Source organism: Halocynthiibacter styelae, from assembly GCF_016123485.1.
In the GTDB taxonomy this organism is placed as follows: Bacteria; Pseudomonadota; Alphaproteobacteria; order Rhodobacterales; family Rhodobacteraceae; genus Halocynthiibacter; species Halocynthiibacter styelae.
This window is the reverse complement of sequence record NZ_JADCKQ010000013.1, coordinates 44,916-67,564: the sequence shown is the minus strand read 5'-3', so window position 1 is coordinate 67,564 and position 22,649 is coordinate 44,916. Positions and strand designations below refer to the sequence as shown.

Below are 22,649 nucleotides of genomic sequence, written 5' to 3'. Positions count from 1 at the left end.
TATTTTTCTGAACCGCACAAAAAAGCCGCCACGGATGACCCGGGCGACTTTAATACATGAGATGAAACTATATCAGTTCGGCTCAGATTTCAGGTCATCGGGCCCCACACGATCCAGGACGAAAAGCATCAGCTCAAGTGTCTTCTTTTCATTTGGGGTGATGACGGGTTTTTCAATCAACCGCACGATTCTATTACGCTCGGATTGCCAGTGATCAAAAAAATCCACTAAATCTCTGACGGGTTCTTGTTGTGGCATAATGTCTCCACCTCAGCTTCGGGTGGAACAAAATTACACCTGATAGCCGGTTCCGGGGCTGTGAAAATACTGTGAAGTACTTGGTATGAGCAAATTTCTGGTGCTAAGATTTATTGACTGGGGAGTAAAATAAATGGATGTTTGCCTGGAGGTTTCTCTTTTTGGCACATGCGCTGTGTGTTTGCAGGACCGTCCGCCGCGTGAAATTCGTGGGGCGAAACATAGGGCGTTGATTGCGATCCTTGCGACGGCGCCTTTGGGGCGGCGGACGCGGACCTATCTTCAGAATACATTGTGGGGTTATGCCGGCTATGACAGCGGCCATCAGAACCTGCGCCGGGCCCTGTCTGATCTGCGCAAACTGTTTGGCGATTATTTTGACACGCTGTTTCGCACCACAAATACCGACATTGAGCTTGATCTGGCCCATGTGCGGTTCACCGGCGATCCGGGGCAAGGGCTGTTTCTGGAAGATCTGAACGTGCGGGAAGCCCCATTTCAGGAATGGGTGGACAGCATTCGCGCGAACCCGGATCAGATCTTTGCGCTGTATCGTCATGCGCCTGTGTCCAGTCTGCGCCGCCCGCGCCCCTGTGTGACCATGCTGCCCCTGCGCCAGATGGGCAATGATCCGGGACTGTCAGCACTTGGGGACTGGATCAGTGAACATTGCTGCCGGATCCTGTCGCGATCGCGCTTTATCAATGTGATTTCGCATCTGTCAGGCCGTGCCGCCGGGGCGGCCAATACGCCGATCACCACGCTAAGCGAAACCCTGGGGGTGGATTACCTGACCACCGGTTTTCTGCGCCCGTCACGTCAGGGGTTTATCTGTGATGTGGATTTCATCGAAGCGGCCAGCGGCCAGATCATCTGGAGCCGTAGTTTTGAGGCCCGCAGTTTTGCGGATCTGACGGAAACCGCGCTTGAGATTGATAACATCGCCCGGGGTGTTGCCCGCTCTATCGCGGATTCAGCGATTGAAACTGTGCGCAGTCAGCGCATTGATGAGATTTCAGATCACAATCTGATTGTTGCCGGCGTGTCGATGATGCACCGCGCCACCATGCGTGATTTCCTGAAGTCGCGGGAATATCTGCTGGAAGCCAGCGAACGCCTGTCCCATTCCGCAGATGCCCATGCCTGGCTGGGGAAATGGTATGTTCTCAATGTGATGAAAGGCTATTCCATTGATCTGGCCCATGACACCCAGCGAGCAGTTGATTGCACGGCGCGGGCACTGGATACAGACCCGGAAGCAAGCCTTGGCCTGACCATTGATGGCTTTGCGAATAACAACCTGCTGAATGACTTTGAGACCGCAGAAAAACGGTTTGATGCGGCTCTGGATATCAACCCGAATGAAAGCCTGGCCTGGCTTTTGCGGGGGTCGTTGAAGGCGTTTAAGGATGAGGGTGAAGAGGCTGTACGTTCCAGCGAACAGGCGCGGCGCCTGTCCCCGATTGATCCGTTTCTTTATTATTACGACAGCCTGGCCAGCACCGCCTATATCGCGGCGGATCAGTTTGAAGAAGCTCTGAAACATGCGGAACAGTCGCTGGCTGTGAACAACCGACATCTGTCGACGCATCGGGCGCGCATTACCGCGCTGCATTTTCTGGATCGTCCGGAAGAAGCAAAGGCCGCCGCGCAGGAACTTCTGCGCTATTGGCCAGGATATGATTTATCAAAATACCGGAGCAACCATCCGGTATCTCAACACAAACTGGGGCGGCGTGCGCTGACGGCCATGTCTGCTTCCGGCATTTCTTAAAACAACAATCTAACTATAGGGAAAAAGTTTATGGCACAGTCAGGTGGTATTGGCGGAATCGGCGGCATTGGTGGAATAGGGGGCATTGGCGGAATCGGTGGAATGACCGGCCTGGGTGGTTTCCTGGGCGCGGGTGATACCGGTGGCTATGATCCGATCACCACCGTCGGTCTGCAAGGCACTGCGGAAAGCCTGCTGCACCGTGTTGGAAATGGCGGAGTGCCTGCGGGCAATGATCTGAAATATGATGACACAGAAAATAACAATCGCTGGGCGGCCTGGGTGCGGGGTTCACTGTATCTCAGCGAATTTCTGTCTCAGGTGGGTTATTCAGCCGGGCCGAATAACGCGAAATCCATCACCCTGACTTTTGCAGGCAATGATCTGGTAAAGCTGGATCGCCCGGATGACAGCCTTCTGGCGGATCAATGCGTGCTTGTGCAGAACTACGCGGACCTGCGGGCAGATCGCACAGCTGAAATTATCTCGCAATTGGGCTTTCCAACCGAATATTTTGCCATGATCCTGGGGCTGCACGCGGGACAGCATGAAAAAACTTTTGAACTGATCACGGTCACCCAGGTGATGGCGGCGCATATGGCGATGATTGCGAAACATGCGCTGGCGATCCGCCGCCCGGATCAGCTGGACGGGCGTATTCAGCCGATGATCCCGACGCCGGGCCACGGCAGTTTTCCATCCGCCCACGCGACCGAAGCCTATGCCGTGATGACCGTGATGGAAGGGCTGACCAAAAGCTGGGACAGCTTTAAGGATCAGGCCGATCGCATGAAGATGTTGCGTGGGCTGGCGGAACGGATTGCGGTGAACCGCACGGTCGCCGGTGTGCATTTCCCGATCGACAGCTGGGCCGGCGCTGCACTTGGCACGGCTTTGGGGCAGGTGGTTCTGCAGCTTTGCGGTCAGACCGGTGCCGATGCGGTGACGTCGCTGCAATACACTCCGGGCAATGATGATTTCAGCGATTATCAGTTCACGCAGCAAGGCGCGCAACATGGGTTGCAGACAGGCACGACGTTTAGTGTTTCCGCGACAGATCACTTCAGCTGGATCTGGGAAAAGGCCCTGGCTGAAACTCAGAAAGTCTGAGGTGTATCATGTCTGTTTTATCTGACCATGGCCCGACAGAAGGGCCATATGAGCGCTGGGTTTTTTCAGAAACCCATGGGCGGCCCTGGGCTTTCCCGTCGATTGCGGCGGGCGGTACGGGGATTCATTCCGCCCTGATGGAGGCGGGCGGCAACCCTGCTGATCTGAATTACGCCGATCTGCGGATCCCGCCGCTCTGGAAACCTGGTGGTGTGCAACCTGAAATCACTCCTTTTGCCTTTCGCGATGCCGTTACACCCGCCACCCCAGGTGCCGGTCTGCGCTATCGTCTGAACTTTCCGGTGCCGGTTGAGACCTGGACTGCGGATTACCAGGTAGCGGATGACCCTGAGGATTGGGTTGCGCCTGCGGTGCAGCCGCGCGCGATTGTTGCGGTGATTGATGATGCAATCCCCTTCGCCAACCGGGCTTTCCTGGGAAGTGACGGCAAAACGCGGATCAGCCATTGCTGGTTGCAGGCGGGGGTCGCAAAGGCCCGTGCGCCGGTGCCGTTCGGCCGGGAATATACCAATGGGACGATTGATCAGCTGCGCCTGGACAACCCGTCTGATGAAAACCACCTGTATCAGGATGCCGGGGCGGTTGCGCCGGATATGGTTGAGCTTGGCGGTCATCTGAAGCGGCACGGCACCCATGGCAGCCATATTCTGGGGCTTGCGGCGGGGAATACATCGCTGTTCACCGGCGATACCCAGGGTGATGACATTCAGATCATCGCCGTGCAGATGCCCAATACCATCGCCTGGGATACATCCGGGTTTGGTAAGGAAATGTATATGCTGTCGGCGTTGCATTACGTGTTTGAACGCGCGCGGCGGATTGCGGATCACTTTGGCGTTGATGAACTGCCGCTGATTGTGAATTTCTCTTACGGCTGGGGCGCGGGGCGTCACGACGGGCAATCACCGATGGAAATCGCGATTGAGGATCTGCTTGCAAAACGCCAGGCGTTGCAGTCGAAAACCGCGATTGTCATGCCTATGGGCAATGGCTTTGCCGATAAGATGCATGCGCGGATCAGTGAGGCGGGTTTTGGCGGTAAGAAATACAACATCGGCTGGCAGGTGCAGCCTGATGACAATACGTCAAGCTACCTGGAACTGTGGTTTCCCGAAGGGTTTGATCCGGCGAAATACAGGCTGATCCTGAAACCACCGCCCGGATATCGCCTGGATCAGAAAGCTGTGCTGAGAATCCGGGGCAGTGATCCCGTTCAATTCACGGATATTCACATGGATGGGCAGATCGTCGGGCAGATGTCTGCGGATCACAGCCGGGGCAATCGCTGGCGTTTTATGCTGGCTCTGATCCCGTCGACCTATTGTGCGAATCAGTCCCGTCGCGCCCCTGCCGGGCGCTGGACGGTGAAACTGCGCCGTAAAGGCCATGCGCCGGAGATCCCACAAGGGGATGACCTGTTGATCTGGGTACAGCGTGATGATGATCCGGCGATGTTGCAGAGCCGTGGACGACAGAGCTATCTGGTCAAACCGCGTAAAACGGGTTCCGAGACAACACAGCCACCCTATCAGAAATATAAGGATGAGATCCCGGGGATTTCTGGTTTTGGTTCCGTGAATGCGGTGGCGTCCTCTTCGCACACCACGCGGGTCAGCGGTTATGTGCAACACAACAAGCGGCCTGCCGACTATGCGGGCAGTGGTCGTCTGCATGTGCAGGAGAACCAGGATCCGGCACCTGTGGGTGCGCAAACCCTGATCGTCGCCTGTTCTGATCAAAGCCCATCCCGTCCCGGCATTCCGTCAACCGGTGTTCTGTCGGGGTCACGCACGCGGCTTGTGGGCACAAGTGCCGCGGCCCCGGCCGTGGCGCGGCTGATGGTGCTGAATGCGGCCGCGGGGCGTGATCTGACCGATGGGCTTGACGGGATGGCCGCGCTTCACAGTTCGGAAAAGGACAATGGAAATACCCAGACGCAACACAAAGCCCGGATGGGGGATTTCACGGCACCACCTGTCACGCGGTAATCGTTTAAACTCTTGTTTACAAAGGCCCGTCAAAAAATGGCGGGCCTTTTTGCATCTGGGATATGTGACTTGGATATCCTGTGAATACAAAATTTCACAGGTATTTCACTCTCAGCCCCTGCAGAAACTGACGTATAGTTAACTCAGATCCGAAGTGTTGATCTCTTCCTCTTCACCCGGGTTCGCCGGCCAGAATATTTACTGTCCGGGTGCTATTTAAATTCACCATGCGTGGTGCTTTTCATCATCTGCCTGCTTGTTGGGGCGCATATATAGATCGAAGTGTTTGGCACAAATTTATTATATCTCCTGGTGGCTGCTCCATCCCATACTCCGGCAGCCACCAGTCAATTCCGTCACGAGTGAGACCGCAGGTTCTATGATCCTGCGGTCTTTATCACGTCGCGGATCTGATCCAGCACGTCTGTTGCGACATTCACCCCGTCCTGCATCGCGCGCGTGCGCATTTTCAGACGACCATCGCCGGGAATGCGTGCGTCACCATTGTCGGTGATTTCGGCACTGATGCGGTTGATGTACTCATTGAACATCGGGTTGCCGAAACGGTTGGGATCAATCGCGATTACGGTAGATCCGCCTTTGATGTTCAGCGCGCCATGGGCTTCGCGATCCTGGTTATCAACGGAAAGCGTGCCACCTGCCAACGCCGCCCCCAGAACTTCGACCAGGAAAGCAATCGCCGCGCCTTTATGTTCGCCGAAGGGCAGCAGGCTGCGGGTATCAAGGATTGCGTTGGGGTCGATGGTTTTGCTGCCATCGGGGGCAAGTCCCGCTGGGTAGGGCAGGGGGTGACCTTCGGCGGCGGCCATGCGGATGTCCATCAGCGCGACCATGGATGATGCCTGATCCCAGACGATCGGTGCCTGGCCTTCACGTGGGCAGGCAAAGGCCATGGGATTGGTGCCAAAGACCGGACGCGTACCGCCCTGGGGCACAACCATGGACAGGGAATTGATCACGCCAATCGCAACCAGCCCGGCTTCGGCCAGGGGTTCCACATCAAAACGCAGTCCGGCCAGATGGTGACAGTTTTTGCAGGAAAAGGCGGCGATGCCGTTTTCCCGAGCCATTTCAATCAGCTGATCATGGGCGAGGCTGGCGGCGTGCTGATAATACCCATTGTCCGCATCCCCCTGTAAAGCACCACTTGCCGTGCGGGTGATCACAGGTTTTGCTTCAGGGTTGGCATAGCCCGAGGTGAAGCTTTGCGCATAAACCGGCAGCATCCGCAGACCATGGCTGCGCGGACCATCGCGTTCAGACCGGGTGACGATGTCAGCAAGAACTACACATGCTTCATCGCTGACACCGCAGGCGCGGAAGACTTCATTTGCTAGTTCCCGCACCTGATCCAGGGAAAGATTTTCTGTGGCCTGATCGCCCATTCTGACACCTCTGGGGTTTTACGCGCTGTATTCAGCCCGTTTCTTCGCGACAAACTCATCCAAAGCGCCGCGCTGGTCAACGGGCATCGGGGGTTGGACGTAATTATCAAGGATACGTTTGGCTTCGATATTGCCGACGACTTCAGCGATTTTGGCGCCTTCGGCTTCCCATTGTTCAAAACTGTCGTTGTTTTGCAGCATATTCATATGCAGCGGATGTTCGCGGGTGTGATCGGTGCCAAGGAAATGCCCGCCCGGGCCAACGTTTGCGATATCATCCAGAAGCGCGTCGAGGTTTTCTTCCTGAAGGCCGGTGAAGAAACGGTGGAAGTTTTCCAACTGCGCCGAATCCTGCACCCATTTCGCGTAGCTGACGCCAAGCGCGCCCTCAAGGAAGCCCGCGGAATGCACGATGTAGTTGCAGCCACCCAAAAGCACAGGCCACATGCTGTTCGCGGTGTCATATCCAGCCTGAAGGTCTGGGGATTTTGAACCGGTCCACATGGTACAGCTGCGCCACGGCACCTTATAGAACCGCGCCATCTGTCCGACGATCAGGTTCATGAGCCCTGGTTCGGGGGACCCCATCATGGGTGCCCCGGTTTTCATAGAAACGCCCATAATCGCCACACCCAGAACCATCGGACAACCTTTGCGAATGATCTGTGAATAGGCCATGCCTGCAAGGCTTTCGGCAATCAGAAGCGCAACGCCGCCTTGCGGTGAAGCAGGTGTGCTGGCGCCCGCAAGAACGAAGGGCGACAGAAGACAAGGCTGGTTCGCAGACGCATAAACACGCAGACTTTCCAGCATGGTTTCATCCCAGACAAGCGGTGTGTTGCAGTTCAGCAGGGATGTCAGAACGACATTCTGATCAACGAATTCCTCGCCAAAAACAATCTGTGCCATTTTCACGGTGTCACGCGCAGCGGTTTCGGACAGAACGGACCCTTTGATCGGTTTATCTGTCAGGGTCAGGGCCGCATGAACCAGTTCCAGGTGGCGTTCTGGCACGGGGATGTCCTGAGGTTCGACCGGCAGAATGCCAGGCACATGCATGGCTTGGCTCATTTGACCAAGCTTGAAGAAATTATGCGCGTCGGCCAGTTGTGACGGGCGGCGGGTGCCGTCGAGATCATAGACAAAAGGCGCGCCGTAAGCATTGGCGAAGATCGAATTTTTGCCGCCGACGTCTACTGTGCGATCACCGTTGCGGGCGTGCAGTGTGTAGCTTTCCGGCACAGATGAAATCAGATCCATCAGCATATCACGGCCAATGCGCACCCGTTCGCCCTGAACATCGGCCCCGGCGCGTTTCCAGTCGGCCAGTGCTATTGGGTCGCGGAATTCAATGCCGGTGGTTTCCAGGATCGTCATGGCAGCGTTGTGGATTTTCTCCACACCTTCGGGGCCAAGCAGATCAATCGGGCCAACGGCACGGTTCAGGGTTGGCAGATATACCGGTGCGGGATTGGTGCGGGCAGCGACCCGGTTGGCGCGGCCACCGCGTTTACGAGGTTCAGACATGGTTTTCTCCTGAAAACAGACGGTTACGCGCGCGCACGGGCGCTGGAGGGATCATGGGCGCAGATGTCGATGACTTCGGCGTCGCGCATTTCATTGTGAATTTTGACCTGCATTTTCGTGCCTGGGGCGGTCATATCCTGCGGAACCAGCGCCATTGCGATGTCGTGGTTGCAGTAATATGAGAAGCCACCAGAGGTCACACGCCCAATGAGATTGCCGTCGCTGTAAACGCCTTCGTCAAACATCACAGATGTATCGCAGAAGGGCAATTTCAGGGTGACAAGCACCGGATGATCACCTTTTTCCTTCTGGGCAATCAGGGCATCTTTGCCGATGAAGTCGCGGCCTTCCAGGGCAACGAAACGGCCGAGATCGGCCTCATATGGTGTCAGATCCTTACAGATTTCGCGGTTAATGGCGCGGTAGGATTTTTCCAGACGCATGGATTCGAGCGCCTCAAGGCCAAAGGGTTTCACACCTGCTTTCAGCAGCAGATCAACCAGGTGGCGGTTGTAGCCGACGGGGTGGTGGATTTCCCAGCCAAGTTCGCCGGTATAGCTGACGCGCAGCAGATGCACGTCTTTAGCATATCCAACCTCACCCATCTGGGCGGACAGCCAGGGGAAGGCGGCGTTGGACAGATCATTGTCTGTCAGCGGTTGCAGGATCTCGCGGGCTTGTGGGCCGGCAAGGGCAATGACACCCATGTTTTCTGAGATATCATCAAGGATCACAGAGCCATCGCGGGGCAGAAGCCGTTGCAGCTGATCCCAGTTATAAGACCGCCAGTTCGGGGTTGAGATCAGATAGAAATCATTTTCGCCGTAACGTACCACGGTATATTCCGCATCCATCCCGCCGTTGTCATTCAACAGCAGAGACAGGGTCATGCGCCCGGTTTTCGGCAGCTTATTGGCCATAATCCCATCCAGCCAGACGGCAGCCCCAGGGCCACGCACGGTGAATTTCGTCATGGGCGACATTTCGATGAATCCGGCCTCTTCGCGTGTGCGCCGGACTTCTTCCTGCACAAGTTCCATGTGGTCCGTGCGGCGGAAACTGTGTTCGGGGATGGCCTCTTCCGGCGTTTTTGCGAACCAGCGCGGGAATTCATACCCATTGAAGCTGGTCCAGACCGCGCCTTGTGCCGTCAGCAGATCATAACTGCTGACTGTTTTCATCGGGCGGGCTGCTGGGAAATCTTCGCCGGGCACATGGGCGTCCATATGGGTGCCCCAGGTTTCGCGCACCTTATCCATGGTCCAGCGTTTGGACGCGTAATCAGAGAAACGGCGCGGATCGAGTTCGGACATATCCATGCCTGGATCACCATTGATAATCCATTTGGCCAGCCGGTTCCCAACCGTACCACCCCAGAGGATCCCGCCCGGCATGCCTTCCGCCAGCCAGAGGTTATCATGCCCGGGCGCGGGACCGGCCAACGGCAGTTCATCCGGGGTCATCTGGAAGGGGCCGCGCGTGTTGGCTTTGATCCCGACTTCACCAAGCGTTGGCACCCGCTCAATGGCGCGTTCCCACTGGGTTTCCACGGCGTCAAAATCTTCGGGCAGCAGGTCAGCCCCGAAATCCGGCGGCACACGATCTTCGGCGAAGAGTTTCAGATCTTTGGTGAATTCATAAGGGCCGAACTGAATGCCGCCGACATCTTCGCGCAGGTAAGCGCCGTAATCTTCATCCCGTAGAATTGGGAATTCCGGCAGACCTTCGGCCTTGCGTTCCTTCAGCAGGGGCACGGTTTCTGTTGTCCAGTACTGGTGCACAATCGGGATGCAGGGCAGATCCAGCCCCACGCGGCGGGCGTTTTCACGAGCGTAGTTGCCGGTGGCGAAAACCAGATGTTCACAGGTGATTTCGCCCTGATTGGTCACAACCTTCCAGTGACCGTTTTCCAGTTTCTCATAGCTCTGGGCTTCGGTGTTCTGGTGAATTTTGGCACCACCGTCACGGGCAAGTTTCGCAAGACCCATGGTGATATCAGCTGGGTTCACATAGCCATCTTCAGTGTGCAGGATACCGCCACGGATATCATCGCTTTGGTTCAGTAGGGGATAAATTTCGGCGATTTCTTCGGGCGTCACCAGTTTGCAGGGCACGCCCGCAGCCTCGGCAATCGAGATATAAGACTGGAATTCATCCCAGCGTTTTTCTGTGTTGGCGACGCGCAGCTGACCGACCTTGCGCAGACCAACGGATGCGCCCAGCTTTTCCTCAACCTCGCCGTAAATCCGGATGGTTTCCATCGTCATTTTGGAAATATTATGGGATCGCACGAACGTCACCAAAAGCCCCGCTGCGTGCCAGGTAGAACCGGATGTCAGCGTGGTGCGTTCCAGCATCACCGCATCCGAACAGCCGTTCTGCGTCAGCCCATACAGGATCGAAGCCCCAACACAGCCCCCGCCAACAACAACGGTTTTTGCATGTGATTTCATATTCCGGTTCCTTTTGCCTGGCCGCGCACAGCCTTAAAGTCAGATGAAGTTAATCCCGCGTCCCACAGGCGGGCGTGGTCTGACAATTGCAAAAAAAATCATCCAGAGTTAGAAAAACTAACCTGGACGGTGGTAACGGCTTCATTCAGGTTGGACCTAATCAAATCCGGGAACAGAACAACTTGCCCAAACGCCCTTATGATCTGCCACCCCTGAACGCGCTTGCCAGCTTTGAAGCGGCAGCACGTCATGTCAGTTTTAAAGCCGCCGCGCGGGAGCTGAACGTGACACCAGCGGCGGTCAGCCATCAGGTGAAAGCGCTTGAGGCAGAACTTAACTGTGTGTTGTTTTACCGGGCTCACAAAGGGGTGGAGCTGACAGAAACCGGGGCCTATCTGCTGGTGGCGCTTCAGAAAGGGTTTGAGGAAATCAGTGAAACAATTGGGCAATTGCGTGCGCGGCGTGCGCGATCTGCCGTAACGATCCGGTCATCCACCGCGGTCAGTTCCTTCTGGCTGACGCCGAAACTGGCGCAGTTCTGGCAGAAATACGGGCATATACAGGTGGCCCAGGTGGTGGATGATTTCGCGACGGCAGCGTCGGATGTGGATCTGAGCATTCATTACGGTGACCTCACGCAAGAACCCGGCCCCTGTCAGGCATTGTTTCATGACCGGATCACCGCCCTTGGCAGCCCGCATTTTGCAGAACGACATCAGATTACATCTGTTGAGGATCTGGCGCAGGTGCCGCTGATCCATCTGGATGCACCTGAAACCGGCTGGACGGACTGGACAGAATGGATGGCAGCGCTTGGGTGTTCTGCGGAACTGAACACAGCCCACCGTGTAAACAATTACGTCATCGCACTGCAGGCGGCGCAGGATGATATGGGTGCCGTTCTGGGTTGGGGTGGGCTGATCTCTGATCTGGTGGAACGTGGCAAACTGGTGGAATTGGTGTCTGATACCATGTCTTCACCCCAGGATTTCTATATCAAGCTACACAATCAATCCTCTGACCGGGCGCGACTGGTTTTCAACTGGCTTGCACGGGAAGGGGCAGATCGAGGTTGAGAAAGCCAGCCCCGAAAAATTGTATACAGCCTTGCGCACGATAATTCATACCGTATGATGCCGGGGAATTTCCGCAGCAACAAAGGGGAGGTTGCGATGCAGACTGAATATGGTGGCAAGACGGTTTACGGGGCAAATCTGGGCATTCTGATGCTGGAAACACAGTTTCCGCGTATTCCCGGCGATATTGGCAATGCCACGACCTGGCCCTTCCCGGTGCAATATCGTGTGGTTCGCGGCGCGAATCCTGAAAATGTGGTGCGCGGAGATGCGCGCCTGCTGGTGGATAAGTTCATTGAAGCTGCAAAAGATCTGGTTGCCAGCGGCTGTGACGGGATCACGACGAACTGCGGGTTTCTGGCGATTGTCCAGGATCAGCTGACCGAAGCCGTGCCCGTGCCGGTCGCCACATCTTCGCTGATGCAACAGCCCGTGGTGCAGGCCACTCTGCCACCGGGCAAACGTGCGGGCATTCTGACGATTTCGAAAGAAACCCTGACAGATCGCCATCTTGAGGCCGCTGGCGTGCCGCTTGATACGCCGGTCTGGGGCACCGAGGGTGGGAACGTCTTTACCCGCGATATCCTTGGTGATGCGCCGCAGATTGATTTCGCCGCCTGTCGCGAAGACATGATCAAAGCAGCCACAGATTTCGTGAAAGCCCACCCCGATCTGGGCGCGATCGTTCTGGAATGCACCAATATGACGCCATACGCGGCGGATGTACGACGGGTGACGGGCCTGCCGGTCTATTCCATCTACACCCTGCTGAAATGGTTCCACGAAAGCCTTGTGCCGGATCGGTTTGCACATGGTCTGGATGATCCAAAACCTGGTCTGGCCTGGAGATAAGTACATGAGTTTGCAAAAGGCGAATGAAGGCGGGCTGGTTCTGCTGGGTTGTGGTCGTATGGGGTCTGCCCTGTTGAAAGGCTGGCTTGAGGCCGGTGTTGACCCGAAAGCCGTGACCGTTCTGGATCCACATCCGGGCGACTGGCTGAAGATGCTGGAAGGCAAAGGGCTGCGCCTGAACACGCCCGTCGCAAAAGCTGCGGTTTGTGTGCTGGCGGTGAAGCCACAATTGATTGAAGCCGCTGGAGATCTGAAGGCGCTTGGTGGCGGTAATACGCTGTTTGTTTCCGTCGCGGCGGGCAGCACGCTGGCGGCGCTGGAAGCTATCCTTGGCGCGGGTACGCCTGTGGTGCGTTCCATGCCAAACACGCCCGCAGCGATTGGTCAGGGGATCACGGCGCTGGTGGGGAATGCCCATTGCGAGGCCTCTGATCTGGATCTTGCGGATCAGATGTTGCGGGCTGTCGGGCAGACAGTGCGGGTAGAATCCGAGGCACAGATGGACGCTGTTACAGGTGTGTCAGGGTCTGGTCCGGCCTATGTGTTTCACCTGATCGAAAGCCTTGCCGCAGCGGGCGAAGTCCAGGGATTGAAACCGGACGTGGCGATGAAACTGGCCGTAGCGACTGTTGCCGGAGCAGGGGCATTGGCACAGAGTTCCACGGAAAGCGCCGCGCAGTTGCGCCGCAATGTGACCTCACCCAATGGCACGACCGAAGCCGGGTTGCAGGTGTTGATGGATGACGACAAAGGACTGCCGGTTCTGATGCGCCAGACCGTGCGGGCAGCGACGGAACGCAGTAAGGAACTTGCGAAAGGCGCGGAAGGATAAGCTATTCGTCTGGTTCTGCGCGGGTATAACAAATGCGCCGTTCAGTCAGTGTAACTTCGCCGTTCGCACTTTGCATCTGAATGACGACCTCATGTTGCGGCGTCATAAAAACAACATCAATAGTATAGATGCGCGTTGCGCCCGATTGAAACGGAATGACCAACGTCTGAGGTTCGAACTCGTTGGTTTCAAGTTTCACCTGCCAGACGCGTTCCACCCAGGCTTCAAAGCCGCCGGTGAATGTTTCAAATTGGTTTTCGCAGGTGTCAGACAGGGCGTTTCCCGGGATCGCCAGGCAAAGAACGAAAAGAAGAGCGCGCATAGAGGAATAATCCTTCAAACAGCCGGCACGTACAGCTGGGAATAGGCGAGGCGGACCAGTTCAATCGTCTGTTCCCGGCGGCGCTCAATATGGGCGCGCAGGGCGGTGACGGCTTTGTCTGTGTCCCGGGCGCGTACGGCATCAGCCACCACGCGGTGTGCGGACAGATAGCTGTTCTCAGAGGCCTGTGCCCCGTTCTCACGCAGCTGGCGCAGGTTCACAAGGCGCACATAGCGGATACGTTCATTGACATTTTTAAGCGTCCGGCAGAGTTCACCATTGCCGCACAGCCCGGCCAGGCGCATGTGAAACTCTTCGTCCATGTTCAGAAGTTCGGACAGGTCTTCACAGGTGCCATAGGTTTTTTCTGTTTCGTCGAGATAGGCGCAGAAGGCGGCGATATCCTCATCACCAGCGGTGCTGATTCCGATGCGCAGGGCTTCCGTTTCAAGGGCACAGCGCAGCTGGTAAAGTTCAAGGATCTGTTCCGGGCTGAGGGCGCGACAGAAGAAACCCTGCCCCTTGGCGAGTGTCAGAAAACCTTCGGCCACCAGACGGTTCAGAGCTTCGCGCAGGGGGGTGCGGCTGACGTTCAGTTTTGAGGTCAGATGGGTTTCATTCAGGCGTTCACCCGGTTTGAAATCAAAGTTAATCGCCATATCCCGCAGGGTTTCATAGACGCGATCAACGCTGCTGCCCTTATCTGTCATATCATTCTGCCCCTTGGTTTTATGGCTTTTTACACGTCCTGACAGGGCGTGAAAAGGAAAATAAAAATATGTCTTCACAATTGACCACAGAATTGTATACAGTTTCGCACACGAAATAGATTTACCCCGGTTCCGCCGGGAAGAACGTTGGGGGATACGACCTTGAAGAACACGATGAATGGCGCAGAGGCGATGGTGCGTTCGCTTGAAGCACATGGGGTTGAACATATTTTTGGCCTTTGTGGTGACACGACCCTGCCGTTTTATGATGCGATGCATAATCTGGATCACAATATCACCCATATCCTGACCCGCGATGAACGCTCCGCCACCTATATGGCCGATGCTTATTCCCGCGTGACCGGTCGCCCTGGCGTGTGCGAAGGCCCGTCTGGTGGGGGTGCGACTTATATTCTGCCGGGTCTGATTGAGGCGAATGAAAGCTCTTACGCTGTGCTGGCGATCACCACGGATATTTCTGTCGGGTCTTACGGAAAATACCCGCTGACTGAGGTCAACCAGGAAGCGCTGATGGCGCCGTTGACCAAGTTCAACACAGTGATCAAACGCGCCGATCACATCCCACGTATGGTGCGTCAGGCGTTTCGTGCGATGACCACAGGCCGCTCTGGCTCCGCGCATCTGGGCCTGCCTTATGACATCCAATATGATGATGTGCCGACCAATGACATCTGGGGCGATGAAAAGCATAAATCTTACCCCGCGTATCGTGCAGCGCCTGAACCTGGTGCGGCTGAGGCCGCGGTTGAAGCGATTTTGACCGCGAAGAAGCCCCTGATTGTTTGTGGCGGCGGCGTTGTGATTGCAGGCGCAATGGATGAGTTGGCCAAGTTGGCAGAGCGTCTTGATATTGCCGTTGCGACTTCGATTTCTGGCAAAGGGTCTTTGGCGGATGCGCATCCACAGTCCCTGGGGGTTGTTGGATCAAACGGTGGCACGGATGAGACCTGGGAAATGATGGAAGCCGCTGATCTTGTGGTGTTTATGGGCGCGCGTGCGGGCTCTACCACCACATCGCGTTGGGAAGCCCCGAAGCCTGGCCAGCGGATCGTGCATTTCGACAATGACCCGATGGTGATTGGCGCAAACTACCCGACTGAGGTGGGTGTGGTTGCGGATTTGCAGCTGTCTCTGGCGGCGGTGAACGAATATCTGGACGCACGCGACGGCGCTGCACCGCAGTTTGGTGCAGCGGCGCAGATCGCGGATATCAAGGAACGTAAGTTCGCGAAATTCAACGCGCTTGCGGCGAGCGTTACCGATATGATCATTCCGGAACAGATCATCACGGCGCTGAACGCAAACCTGCCGGGTGACGGGATTGTGGTGTCTGACCCCGGCACAAGCTGCCCCTATTACAACGCCTATTCCCAGCAGAAATTCCCAGGCCGCCAATATATCACCAACCGGGCGCATGGTGCTTTGGGCTATTCCTTGTCTGCGGCAGCGGGTGCTTGGTTTGGCGCGCAGGACAAAAAAGTTGTCGCCATGATGGGGGACGGATCTTTTGCCTTTGCTTGTGGTGAATTGGAAACCATCGTGCGCCACAATGTGCCTGTGACCTACATCGTGTTCTCAAACGCAAGCTTTGGCTGGATCAAAGCCAGCCAACGTGATGATTGCGATAAGCGGTATTACAACGTGGATTTCAACCGCGCCAATCAGGCGGCTGTGGCCGAAGCCTTTGGGGTGAAATCCTGGCGTGTTGAGAAAGTGGAAGATCTGGACGGGGTGATGAAAGAAGCCTTCGCCCACGACGGACCAACCCTGATCGACGTGATCTGTCAGCCGCTGGAAGATGCCGCCGCCCCCGTGCGTCGCTGGATGGGTTGATTATATCCTGTATGCGGCCAATTCCGCCGACAGAATTTTACGAAACTCTTGCCCGATCGCGGAAAGCGGCCGGGCTTTTGATGTGATGATTGCCATTTCAATCGTCACAGCCGGGCGGAAGGGACGCGTGATAAAGCCACCTTCGCGGTCAAATTTCACGACAAACGGGTCAAGAATGGTGACGCCCATGCCTTCTTTCACAAAGCTCAGGTTGTTCTTAAACAGATGCGAATGCACCCGCGGGCGCCAGCGTTTGCCGGCATTGTGAAAGGCTTCGCGCGTGCGCCGATGGGTCATATGCTCCGGCCCCATCACGATGAAAGGTTCGTCTTCCAGAATCTCTGGCGTCAGCACGTCATATTGCGCAAGCGGGCTGTCTTCTGGCAGGGCACAAAGGGTTTCGAACTGAAACATCTCAGTTTCAAAGGAATCGTAAAGCAGGGGTAATTCGCAAATCCCAACCTCAAACAGGCCTGCCAGCACCCATTCCTGGACTTTGGTGGAATAGTTCGACTGGAAGGCAATCGACATATCGGGTTTGTCGGCGGAAAATTCGGCGATCAGTTTCGGCATCATCCCGAAGGACAGGGAATGCGGCGAGGCCACCTGCAACTGTCCGGCCTGTTTGTTCTGCAAATCGGTTACCGCCTGCGCCACGTGATCAAGACCGCGCACCACCGTATCAATTTCCTGATACAGCACGCCCGCTTCTGGTGTGGGAATCAGCCGGCCTTTGCTGCGTTCAAACAGCTTCAGGCGGGTATGACGTTCCAGCTGCGCCAGAAGATTTGAGATCCCAGGTTGCGAAATACCCAATTGGTTCGCTGCACCGGTGACGGTGCCGGTTTCAACAATGGCGTGAAAGGCCTGAAGTTGGCGGAAACGAAGTGACATAAGCAAATCATATAACATTAAGTGATGATGTTGCCAGAAATTAATATTTGAAATGATGATTGGGGATTGGCACCCTCAGGGTTCAGAAGATGAGATTTGCCAGCTTTTCAAGCGCAAAACGCAGGCTGACCGGGGGGATAGATAGAATGACGGAGCAACAATCAGTTGTTGTGATTGGCGCGGGCATTGTCGGCGTTTCTGCTGCGATCTGGCTGCGACGGGCCGGGGCGGATGTGACTGTGATTGATCGGGCAAAGCCAGGCGACCGCAGCGCAACTTCGTTTGGCAATGCCGGTGTGCTGGCTGCCTGTTCCGTGGCACCCGTGACCTATCCAGGCATGATCCCCAAAGCGCCGAAGCTGCTGCTTGACCGCGAATTCCCCCTGTTCTTGCGCTGGTCTTACCTGCCGAAACTGACGCCCTGGCTTTTGAAATATCTGTCACATGCCAATGACAAAGACACCCGTCGCATTGCCCAGGGGCTGACACGGATCACCCATGATACGGTCGATCAGCATGTGGCATTGACCAAAGGCACGGAGGCTGAAAGCTGGGTCAATAAATCGGACTACAGCTTTGTTTACAAAGACCGTGCGGCCTTTGAGGCGGACAGCTACACTTGGGAGCTGCGCAAAATCGCGGGGTTTGAACCCGAGATCATCGAAGGTGGTGCGGTGCATGAAATGGAACCGATGCTGGCGAAGAACCTGAACTGTCTCGCGCTGATGCGCGATCACGGGCACATGCGTGATCCGGGCGGTTATGTGGCGGCGCTGGCGAAGGTTGCCGAACAGGAAGGCGCGAAGTTTGTCCAGGGGGATGTAAAAGACGTTACCCTGACGGATGGCAAAGTGACTGCTGTGCAGGCAGGGCAGGGCGAGATTGCCTGCGACAAGGTTGTGCTGGCGACCGGTACCTGGTCCAAAGCGCTGACTGACAAGCTGGGCCTGAAGGTGCCGCTGGAAAGCGAACGCGGCTATCACATCATGTTCAAAGACCCCAGCCAGATGCCAAATATCCCGTTGATGATGACCATGGGGAAATTTGTAGCCACACCGATGGATGGTGGGTTACGCTGTGCGGGTACCGTCGAATTTGGCGGATTAAATGATGAGATTTCGCAAGGCCCTCTGAACTTCCTGCGTCGCAAGGTGAAGGAATATTTCCCGGACTTTGAATATAGTGAAGAAGTTCCCTGGCTGGGACATCGCCCGGCCACCAGCGACAGCCTGCCCGTGATTGGAGAAGTCGGAAACACCGGCGTCTTTGCGGGCTTTGGCCACCATCATATCGGTCTGACCGCAGGACCGAAAACCGGCAGAATAATCGCCGGTATGATCAGCGGGAAACGCGAGAATATCGATTTGTCGGTCTACGACCCGCAAAGATTCTGAAACGACCACGAAATGACCGGGAAACACCGGCACAGGACTGAAAACCTAAGGGAGGAAACCATGTCCAAAGTAACCAAAACCATCGCTGCAGGTCTTGCAGCAACAGCTCTGACGGCCATTGGCGCAACGGCTGAAACCTGGGATATGCCAATGGCCTATTCCGCAACCAACTTCCATTCCGCAACCGGCGCTGAATTTGCGGCCTGTGTGACTGCGGGCACCGGTGGTGCGCTGGAAATCCAGACACACCCGGGCGGATCGCTGTATGCGGGCGCTGAGATCAAACGTGCGATCCAGACCGGTCAGGTCAACATCGGTGAACGCCTGCTGTCTGGTCACCAGAATGAAAACGCCCTGTTTGGCTTTGATTCTGTGCCATTCCTTGCGACCTCTTTCGAGGCATCCGAGAAGCTGTTTGAAGCCGCAAAAGAGCCTCTGACAGCACTCCTCGAAGAGCAAAACCTGCACATGCTGTATTCCGTGCCATGGCCGGCGCAGGGTCTGTATTTTGACCGCGAAGTGAATTCACTTGCGGACATGGAAGGCCTGAAGTTCCGCGCTTATAACGCGGCATCTGCGCGTATGGCGGAACTGGCTGGCATGTTGCCGGTACAGATCGAAGCTGCTGAAATCTCACAGGCTTTTGCAACCGGCGTTGCGCAGGGTATGGTGTCATCCGGGTCCACTGGATATGATCGTAAAGTGTGGGAAAGCCTGTCACATTTCTATTCTGTCGATGCCTGGCTGCCGCGCAACTATGTGCTGGTGAACCTGGACGCGTGGAACGGCCTGGATGAAGCCACACAAAACGTGATCAATGGCTGTTCCATCGTTGCCGAATACGCAGGCGACTGGCGTTCCATTCAGTACACTGAATTCACTGTGGGTCAGCTGGCCGCAAACGGCATGACAACCGGTCCTGTGAATGACGAACTGGCAGGTGAATTGCGCGAAATCGGCGCGACCATGACCGCTGAATGGCTGGAAACAGCAGGCGATCAGGGCACGGCACTGGTTGATGCGTTCAAAGCTGAATAATCCGCTTTTGTAACAGAAACAGACCCGGCGGCTCTGGTCGCCGGGCATTCTATCGAAGGGGGGATTAGAATGACTTTGTTAAGATTTTTGCGCGTGCTTCTGGATGCGCTTTATCGTTATGCCGGCTATCTGGCTGCGGTGTTCCTGATCCTGATCCTGTGCTTTGTCTCTATGCAGATGATGGCGCGCTGGATCGGTGAAATTATGACGGGTGCGCCCGAATTTACAGGGTACTGCATGGCGGCAGCGTCATTCTTAGCCCTTCCTTATGCGTTGAACAGCGGCAGCCACATTCGGGTGAATCTGCTGTTGGGCGCACTTGGAAAGCTCCGCAAATTTGGCGAGATCTGGTGTTGGGCAATCGCCAGCTATTTCACCTATATCTTCGCGAAATACGCGGTGAAGTTGACCTATGAAAGCTACAAATTCAATGACATCAGCCAGGGCCAGGACGCATGGCCGATCTGGATACCGCAGGTGTCTATGGTGATCGGAACTGTGTTGTTGGCGATCTGCGCTTTTGACAACCTGTTTTGCACGCTCTTTACGGGCAAAGACAACATCCGGCACGACGTCGCCGACCTGCAGGGAGAGTAAATCATGGAAGAGTTTTATCTTGTTTCGATCTTCCTGTTCATCCTGTTCCTGTTTCTCGGAACCGGTGTCTGGGTAGGTCTGGCCCTGTTTGGCGTTGCCTATATCGGCCTTGAAATGTTCACCACGCGCCCGGCGGGCGATGCGATGCTGACGCGGATCTGGACGGGTTCTTCCAGCTGGACCTTAACCGCTTTGCCGCTGTTCATATGGATGGGCGAAATACTATTCCGAAGTCGATTATCACAAGACATGTTCCGCGGTCTTGCGCCCTGGATGCAGGGTTTGCCAGGCGGGCTTGTGCATGTGAATATCGTGGGCTGTACGATTTTTGCTGCTGTGTCCGGGTCATCTGCTGCGACGCTGACCACCGTTGGCAAAATGTCGATCCCTGAGCTGCGCAAACGCGGATATCCTGAATATATGATCATCGGCACGCTGACCGGGGCTGCGACCCTTGGCCTGATGATCCCGCCGTCCCTGACGTTGATTGTTTATGGTGTTGCGGTTGAACAAAGTATCTCAAAGCTGTTCATGGCAGGGATTATTCCGGGCATTGTTCTGGCAGGTCTGTTCATGATGTATGTCGCGGGCTGGTCTTTGTTCCGCCCGGCGGAAGTGCCCAAAATTGCGGATAAAATGAGCTTGGGCGCGAAGCTGTATGAAAGCCGCTTTCTGATCCCGATTATCCTGCTGATCCTGGTTGTGATCGGGTCAATGTATGGCGGTTGGGCGACGGCAACGGAAGCTGCATCCATTGGTGTGATCGGATCATTCCTGCTGGCGGTTGCACAGGGATCGATGAGCAAAGAAGCCTTCATTGAAAGCCTTTTGGGCGCAACCCGCACCTCTGCCATGATCGCGTTTATCCTGATGGGGGCGATTGCTTTGACCCTGGCGATGGGCTTCACCGGGCTGCCGCGCGCCCTGGCGGAATATATTGATGGCCTGCAATTGTCGAAATTCTCTCTGCTGATGGCGCTGATGTTCTTCTACATCCTACTGGGCATGTTCCTGGATGGTATTTCATCGGTGGTTTTGACCATGGCGATTGTGCAGCCGATGGTGATCAACGCCGGGATCGACCTGATCTGGTTCGGTATTTTCATCGTGATCGTGGTTGAAATGGCCCAGATCACACCGCCGATCGGGTTCAACCTGTTTGTGATGCAGGGCATTACCAAGCATGACATGGGTTACATTGCGAAAACGGCGATCCCACTGTTCCTGATCATGGTTGTGATGGTGTTCATCATGATCAGCTTCCCGGAACTGGCCACATGGTTACCGGAAAGCATGCGACCAGCGCGTTAGATATCAAAGCCCGCGCCTGATTGGTGCGGGCTTTTCTTTTACCTTCCTGTCAACAACCTCTGCGGAGCCTCGCCATGAGCGACCATAAAATCGAAACCATCCGGGTACACCGGATCCTTATTCCTGCCAAAGCGGTCCATTCCCACGGCAGCGGCGATGTTGCTGGCATCCATTCGGTGATTGTGGAAATCACAACGGATACCGGAATTACCGGTTGGGGGGAGGCATCGCCCTGGCCTGTGTTCACCGGCACCGCAGAAGGGGCGGCGGCGGCCCTGCATGTGCATCTGCGCCCGCATCTGATCGGGGAAGATCCGGTGCAGGTGGAAAAACATATGGCGATGGCCGACCGGATGCTGATTGCAAATTCAGAAGCCAAAGCTGCGCTTGAAATGGCATTGCTTGATATCACTGGCAAAATTTCCGGTCTTCAGGTCTGTGAACTTGTCGGCGGACGTCTGCGCGATGACATGGGCATGAGCTTTTCCGTCGCGAACCCTGATTTTGACGCGGATCTGGAAGACATCGCGAAGATGTGGGAAGACGGCGTGCGGATCTTTAAGTTCAAGACCGGCTTTGCAGATCACAGCTTTGACGTGATGCGGGCCGAAAAACTGCGTGAGATCTACGGCGATGAAATCGACATTCGCATTGATTACAACCAAGGTTTGCGGGCCTATGATGCGGTGCGGTGTATTCGCGATCTGGAACAATTCCGCCCGACGTTCATTGAGCAACCGGTGAAAATGCATGAACGTGAAGCGCTGGCGCATATCACCCATGTGATCGACACGCCGATTATGGCGGATGAAAGCGTGTTTGACCCCAAGGGCGCGCTTTATGGGGCCCAGATCCGCATTGCGGATATTTTCTCACTGAAGATCATGAAATCCGGAGGCATTCGCCGCGCACTGGAAGTCGCCGCCATTGCACGGGCCGCCGGCATTGAGGTATATGGCGGCTGCATGTTTGAAACTGGTCTGGCCCATGCCGCCGGTACCCATCTGATGGCAGCCGTGCCCGATCTGCACCTGCAGGCGGAATTCTACATGGCGACTTACTATGCCTCAGACGACATCCTGGTTGATCCATTCCCGGTGAAAAACGGCCGCATCCATGTGCCGACCGGCCCCGGCCTTGGCGTTGATGTGAACCCGGATAAGCTTGCGAAATACGCAGTGGCTGAGGTTCTGGAGTAATCTTCCAGACACAGAAACAACAAAAAAAAGGCG

19 protein-coding genes are annotated in these 22,649 nt (G+C 55.8%); 12 read left to right on the top strand and 7 right to left on the bottom strand.

All coding sequences use genetic code 11. The annotated features are described in order from the left end of the window. Positions 1 to 72: 72 nt before the first annotated feature. Positions 73 to 258, bottom strand: a complete 186-nt coding sequence (locus H1D41_RS15400) for a hypothetical protein (protein WP_228849751.1) — start codon at positions 256 to 258, stop codon at positions 73 to 75. A gap of 133 nt (positions 259 to 391) precedes the next feature. Between H1D41_RS15400 and H1D41_RS15395 the strand changes: the two genes are divergently transcribed. The 3 genes from H1D41_RS15395 to H1D41_RS15385 are packed head-to-tail and all read left to right on the top strand — an operon-like array spanning position 392 to position 5,151. Then, entirely contained in the window at positions 392 to 2,032 is a 1,641-nt protein-coding gene (locus H1D41_RS15395) for a hypothetical protein (protein ID WP_228849750.1), read from the top strand. Positions 2,033 to 2,062: 30 nt separating this feature from the next. After that, a complete protein-coding gene (locus H1D41_RS15390) occupies positions 2,063 to 3,142 on the top strand; it encodes a phosphatase PAP2 family protein (protein WP_228849749.1) in 1,080 nt (359 codons plus the stop codon). Between the two features lie 8 nt (positions 3,143 to 3,150). Next, entirely contained in the window at positions 3,151 to 5,151 is a 2,001-nt protein-coding gene (locus H1D41_RS15385) for a hypothetical protein (protein WP_228849748.1), read from the top strand. 377 nt (positions 5,152 to 5,528) lie between these two features. Here H1D41_RS15385 and H1D41_RS15380 read toward each other — a convergent pair whose 3' ends face one another. Genes H1D41_RS15380 through H1D41_RS15370 form a run of 3 tightly spaced genes read right to left on the bottom strand, consistent with a single transcriptional unit; the run spans position 5,529 to position 10,537 of the window. Continuing rightward, on the bottom strand, positions 5,529 to 6,557 hold the full coding sequence (locus H1D41_RS15380; RefSeq protein ID WP_228849747.1) for an Ldh family oxidoreductase: 1,029 nt from the start codon (positions 6,555 to 6,557) through the stop codon (positions 5,529 to 5,531). An 18-nt stretch (positions 6,558 to 6,575) separates the two neighbouring features. Then, positions 6,576 to 8,084, bottom strand: a complete 1,509-nt coding sequence (locus H1D41_RS15375; protein ID WP_228849746.1) for a trimethylamine methyltransferase family protein — start codon at positions 8,082 to 8,084, stop codon at positions 6,576 to 6,578. A gap of 23 nt (positions 8,085 to 8,107) precedes the next feature. Further along, complete coding sequence (locus tag H1D41_RS15370; RefSeq protein WP_228849745.1) at positions 8,108 to 10,537, bottom strand: GcvT family protein; 2,430 nt, start codon at positions 10,535 to 10,537, stop codon at positions 8,108 to 8,110. 182 nt (positions 10,538 to 10,719) lie between these two features. On the opposite strand from H1D41_RS15370, the gene H1D41_RS15365 reads away from it, so the two are divergent. From H1D41_RS15365 to proC, 3 genes are all read left to right on the top strand, one after another. Beyond that, the gene (locus H1D41_RS15365; RefSeq protein WP_228849744.1) at positions 10,720 to 11,613 is read left to right on the top strand and encodes a LysR family transcriptional regulator; all 894 of its coding nucleotides are present in this window, start codon (positions 10,720 to 10,722) and stop codon (positions 11,611 to 11,613) included. A 96-nt stretch (positions 11,614 to 11,709) separates the two neighbouring features. After that, complete coding sequence (locus H1D41_RS15360) at positions 11,710 to 12,465, top strand: aspartate/glutamate racemase family protein (RefSeq protein WP_228849743.1); 756 nt, start codon at positions 11,710 to 11,712, stop codon at positions 12,463 to 12,465. Between the two features lie 4 nt (positions 12,466 to 12,469). Next, positions 12,470 to 13,297, top strand: a complete 828-nt coding sequence (proC, locus tag H1D41_RS15355; protein ID WP_228849742.1) for a pyrroline-5-carboxylate reductase — start codon at positions 12,470 to 12,472, stop codon at positions 13,295 to 13,297. Between the two features lies 1 nt (position 13,298). On the opposite strand, the gene H1D41_RS15350 is transcribed toward proC, so the two are convergent. Together H1D41_RS15350 and H1D41_RS15345 are read right to left on the bottom strand one after the other, a co-directional pair. Beyond that, positions 13,299 to 13,619, bottom strand: a complete 321-nt coding sequence (locus tag H1D41_RS15350) for a hypothetical protein (RefSeq protein WP_228849741.1) — start codon at positions 13,617 to 13,619, stop codon at positions 13,299 to 13,301. Positions 13,620 to 13,633: 14 nt separating this feature from the next. Continuing rightward, a complete protein-coding gene (locus tag H1D41_RS15345) occupies positions 13,634 to 14,329 on the bottom strand; it encodes a GntR family transcriptional regulator (protein WP_228849740.1) in 696 nt (231 codons plus the stop codon). 162 nt (positions 14,330 to 14,491) lie between these two features. Between H1D41_RS15345 and H1D41_RS15340 the strand changes: the two genes are divergently transcribed. Next, positions 14,492 to 16,183: a thiamine pyrophosphate-binding protein gene (locus H1D41_RS15340; protein ID WP_228849739.1), complete on the top strand. Its 1,692-nt coding sequence runs from the start codon at positions 14,492 to 14,494 to the stop codon at positions 16,181 to 16,183. On the opposite strand, the gene H1D41_RS15335 is transcribed toward H1D41_RS15340, so the two are convergent. Continuing rightward, positions 16,184 to 17,077, bottom strand: coding sequence for a LysR family transcriptional regulator (locus H1D41_RS15335; RefSeq protein WP_228849738.1), 894 nt, complete (start codon positions 17,075 to 17,077; stop codon positions 16,184 to 16,186). 89 nt (positions 17,078 to 17,166) lie between these two features. Between H1D41_RS15335 and H1D41_RS15330 the strand changes: the two genes are divergently transcribed. The 5 genes from H1D41_RS15330 (at position 17,167) to H1D41_RS15310 (ending at position 22,616) form a co-directional block, all read left to right on the top strand. Then, entirely contained in the window at positions 17,167 to 18,471 is a 1,305-nt protein-coding gene (locus H1D41_RS15330) for an NAD(P)/FAD-dependent oxidoreductase (protein ID WP_267473718.1), read from the top strand. Positions 18,472 to 18,531: 60 nt separating this feature from the next. Next, positions 18,532 to 19,509, top strand: a complete 978-nt coding sequence (locus H1D41_RS15325) for a TRAP transporter substrate-binding protein (RefSeq protein WP_228849736.1) — start codon at positions 18,532 to 18,534, stop codon at positions 19,507 to 19,509. A 69-nt stretch (positions 19,510 to 19,578) separates the two neighbouring features. Beyond that, positions 19,579 to 20,106 carry a TRAP transporter small permease gene (locus H1D41_RS15320; protein ID WP_228849735.1) on the top strand — a complete coding sequence of 176 codons (528 nt, stop codon included), beginning with the start codon at positions 19,579 to 19,581 and terminating at the stop codon, positions 20,104 to 20,106. A gap of 3 nt (positions 20,107 to 20,109) precedes the next feature. Next, positions 20,110 to 21,417 (top strand): TRAP transporter large permease, encoded by a 1,308-nt coding sequence (locus tag H1D41_RS15315; RefSeq protein ID WP_228849734.1) that lies wholly within the window; start codon positions 20,110 to 20,112, stop codon positions 21,415 to 21,417. Between the two features lie 74 nt (positions 21,418 to 21,491). Beyond that, positions 21,492 to 22,616 carry an enolase C-terminal domain-like protein gene (locus tag H1D41_RS15310; protein WP_228849733.1) on the top strand — a complete coding sequence of 375 codons (1,125 nt, stop codon included), beginning with the start codon at positions 21,492 to 21,494 and terminating at the stop codon, positions 22,614 to 22,616. Positions 22,617 to 22,649 lie beyond the last annotated feature (33 nt).

What these genes read in the sequence shown, in the direction of transcription:
- H1D41_RS15400 (WP_228849751.1), bottom strand. Translation starts at nt 258, where the DNA reads ATGCCACAACAAGAACCCGTCAGAGATTTAGTGGATTTTTTTGATCAC.
- H1D41_RS15395 (WP_228849750.1), top strand. Translation starts at nt 392, where the DNA reads ATGGATGTTTGCCTGGAGGTTTCTCTTTTTGGCACATGCGCTGTGTGT.
- H1D41_RS15390 (WP_228849749.1), top strand. Translation starts at nt 2,063, where the DNA reads ATGGCACAGTCAGGTGGTATTGGCGGAATCGGCGGCATTGGTGGAATA.
- H1D41_RS15385 (WP_228849748.1), top strand. Translation starts at nt 3,151, where the DNA reads ATGTCTGTTTTATCTGACCATGGCCCGACAGAAGGGCCATATGAGCGC.
- H1D41_RS15380 (WP_228849747.1), bottom strand. Translation starts at nt 6,557, where the DNA reads ATGGGCGATCAGGCCACAGAAAATCTTTCCCTGGATCAGGTGCGGGAA.
- H1D41_RS15375 (WP_228849746.1), bottom strand. Translation starts at nt 8,084, where the DNA reads ATGTCTGAACCTCGTAAACGCGGTGGCCGCGCCAACCGGGTCGCTGCC.
- H1D41_RS15370 (WP_228849745.1), bottom strand. Translation starts at nt 10,537, where the DNA reads ATGAAATCACATGCAAAAACCGTTGTTGTTGGCGGGGGCTGTGTTGGG.
- H1D41_RS15360 (WP_228849743.1), top strand. Translation starts at nt 11,710, where the DNA reads ATGCAGACTGAATATGGTGGCAAGACGGTTTACGGGGCAAATCTGGGC.
- proC (WP_228849742.1), top strand. Translation starts at nt 12,470, where the DNA reads ATGAGTTTGCAAAAGGCGAATGAAGGCGGGCTGGTTCTGCTGGGTTGT.
- H1D41_RS15350 (WP_228849741.1), bottom strand. Translation starts at nt 13,619, where the DNA reads ATGCGCGCTCTTCTTTTCGTTCTTTGCCTGGCGATCCCGGGAAACGCC.
- H1D41_RS15345 (WP_228849740.1), bottom strand. Translation starts at nt 14,329, where the DNA reads ATGACAGATAAGGGCAGCAGCGTTGATCGCGTCTATGAAACCCTGCGG.
- H1D41_RS15335 (WP_228849738.1), bottom strand. Translation starts at nt 17,077, where the DNA reads ATGTCACTTCGTTTCCGCCAACTTCAGGCCTTTCACGCCATTGTTGAA.
- H1D41_RS15330 (WP_267473718.1), top strand. Translation starts at nt 17,167, where the DNA reads ATGAGATTTGCCAGCTTTTCAAGCGCAAAACGCAGGCTGACCGGGGGG.
- H1D41_RS15325 (WP_228849736.1), top strand. Translation starts at nt 18,532, where the DNA reads ATGTCCAAAGTAACCAAAACCATCGCTGCAGGTCTTGCAGCAACAGCT.
- H1D41_RS15320 (WP_228849735.1), top strand. Translation starts at nt 19,579, where the DNA reads ATGACTTTGTTAAGATTTTTGCGCGTGCTTCTGGATGCGCTTTATCGT.
- H1D41_RS15315 (WP_228849734.1), top strand. Translation starts at nt 20,110, where the DNA reads ATGGAAGAGTTTTATCTTGTTTCGATCTTCCTGTTCATCCTGTTCCTG.
- H1D41_RS15310 (WP_228849733.1), top strand. Translation starts at nt 21,492, where the DNA reads ATGAGCGACCATAAAATCGAAACCATCCGGGTACACCGGATCCTTATT.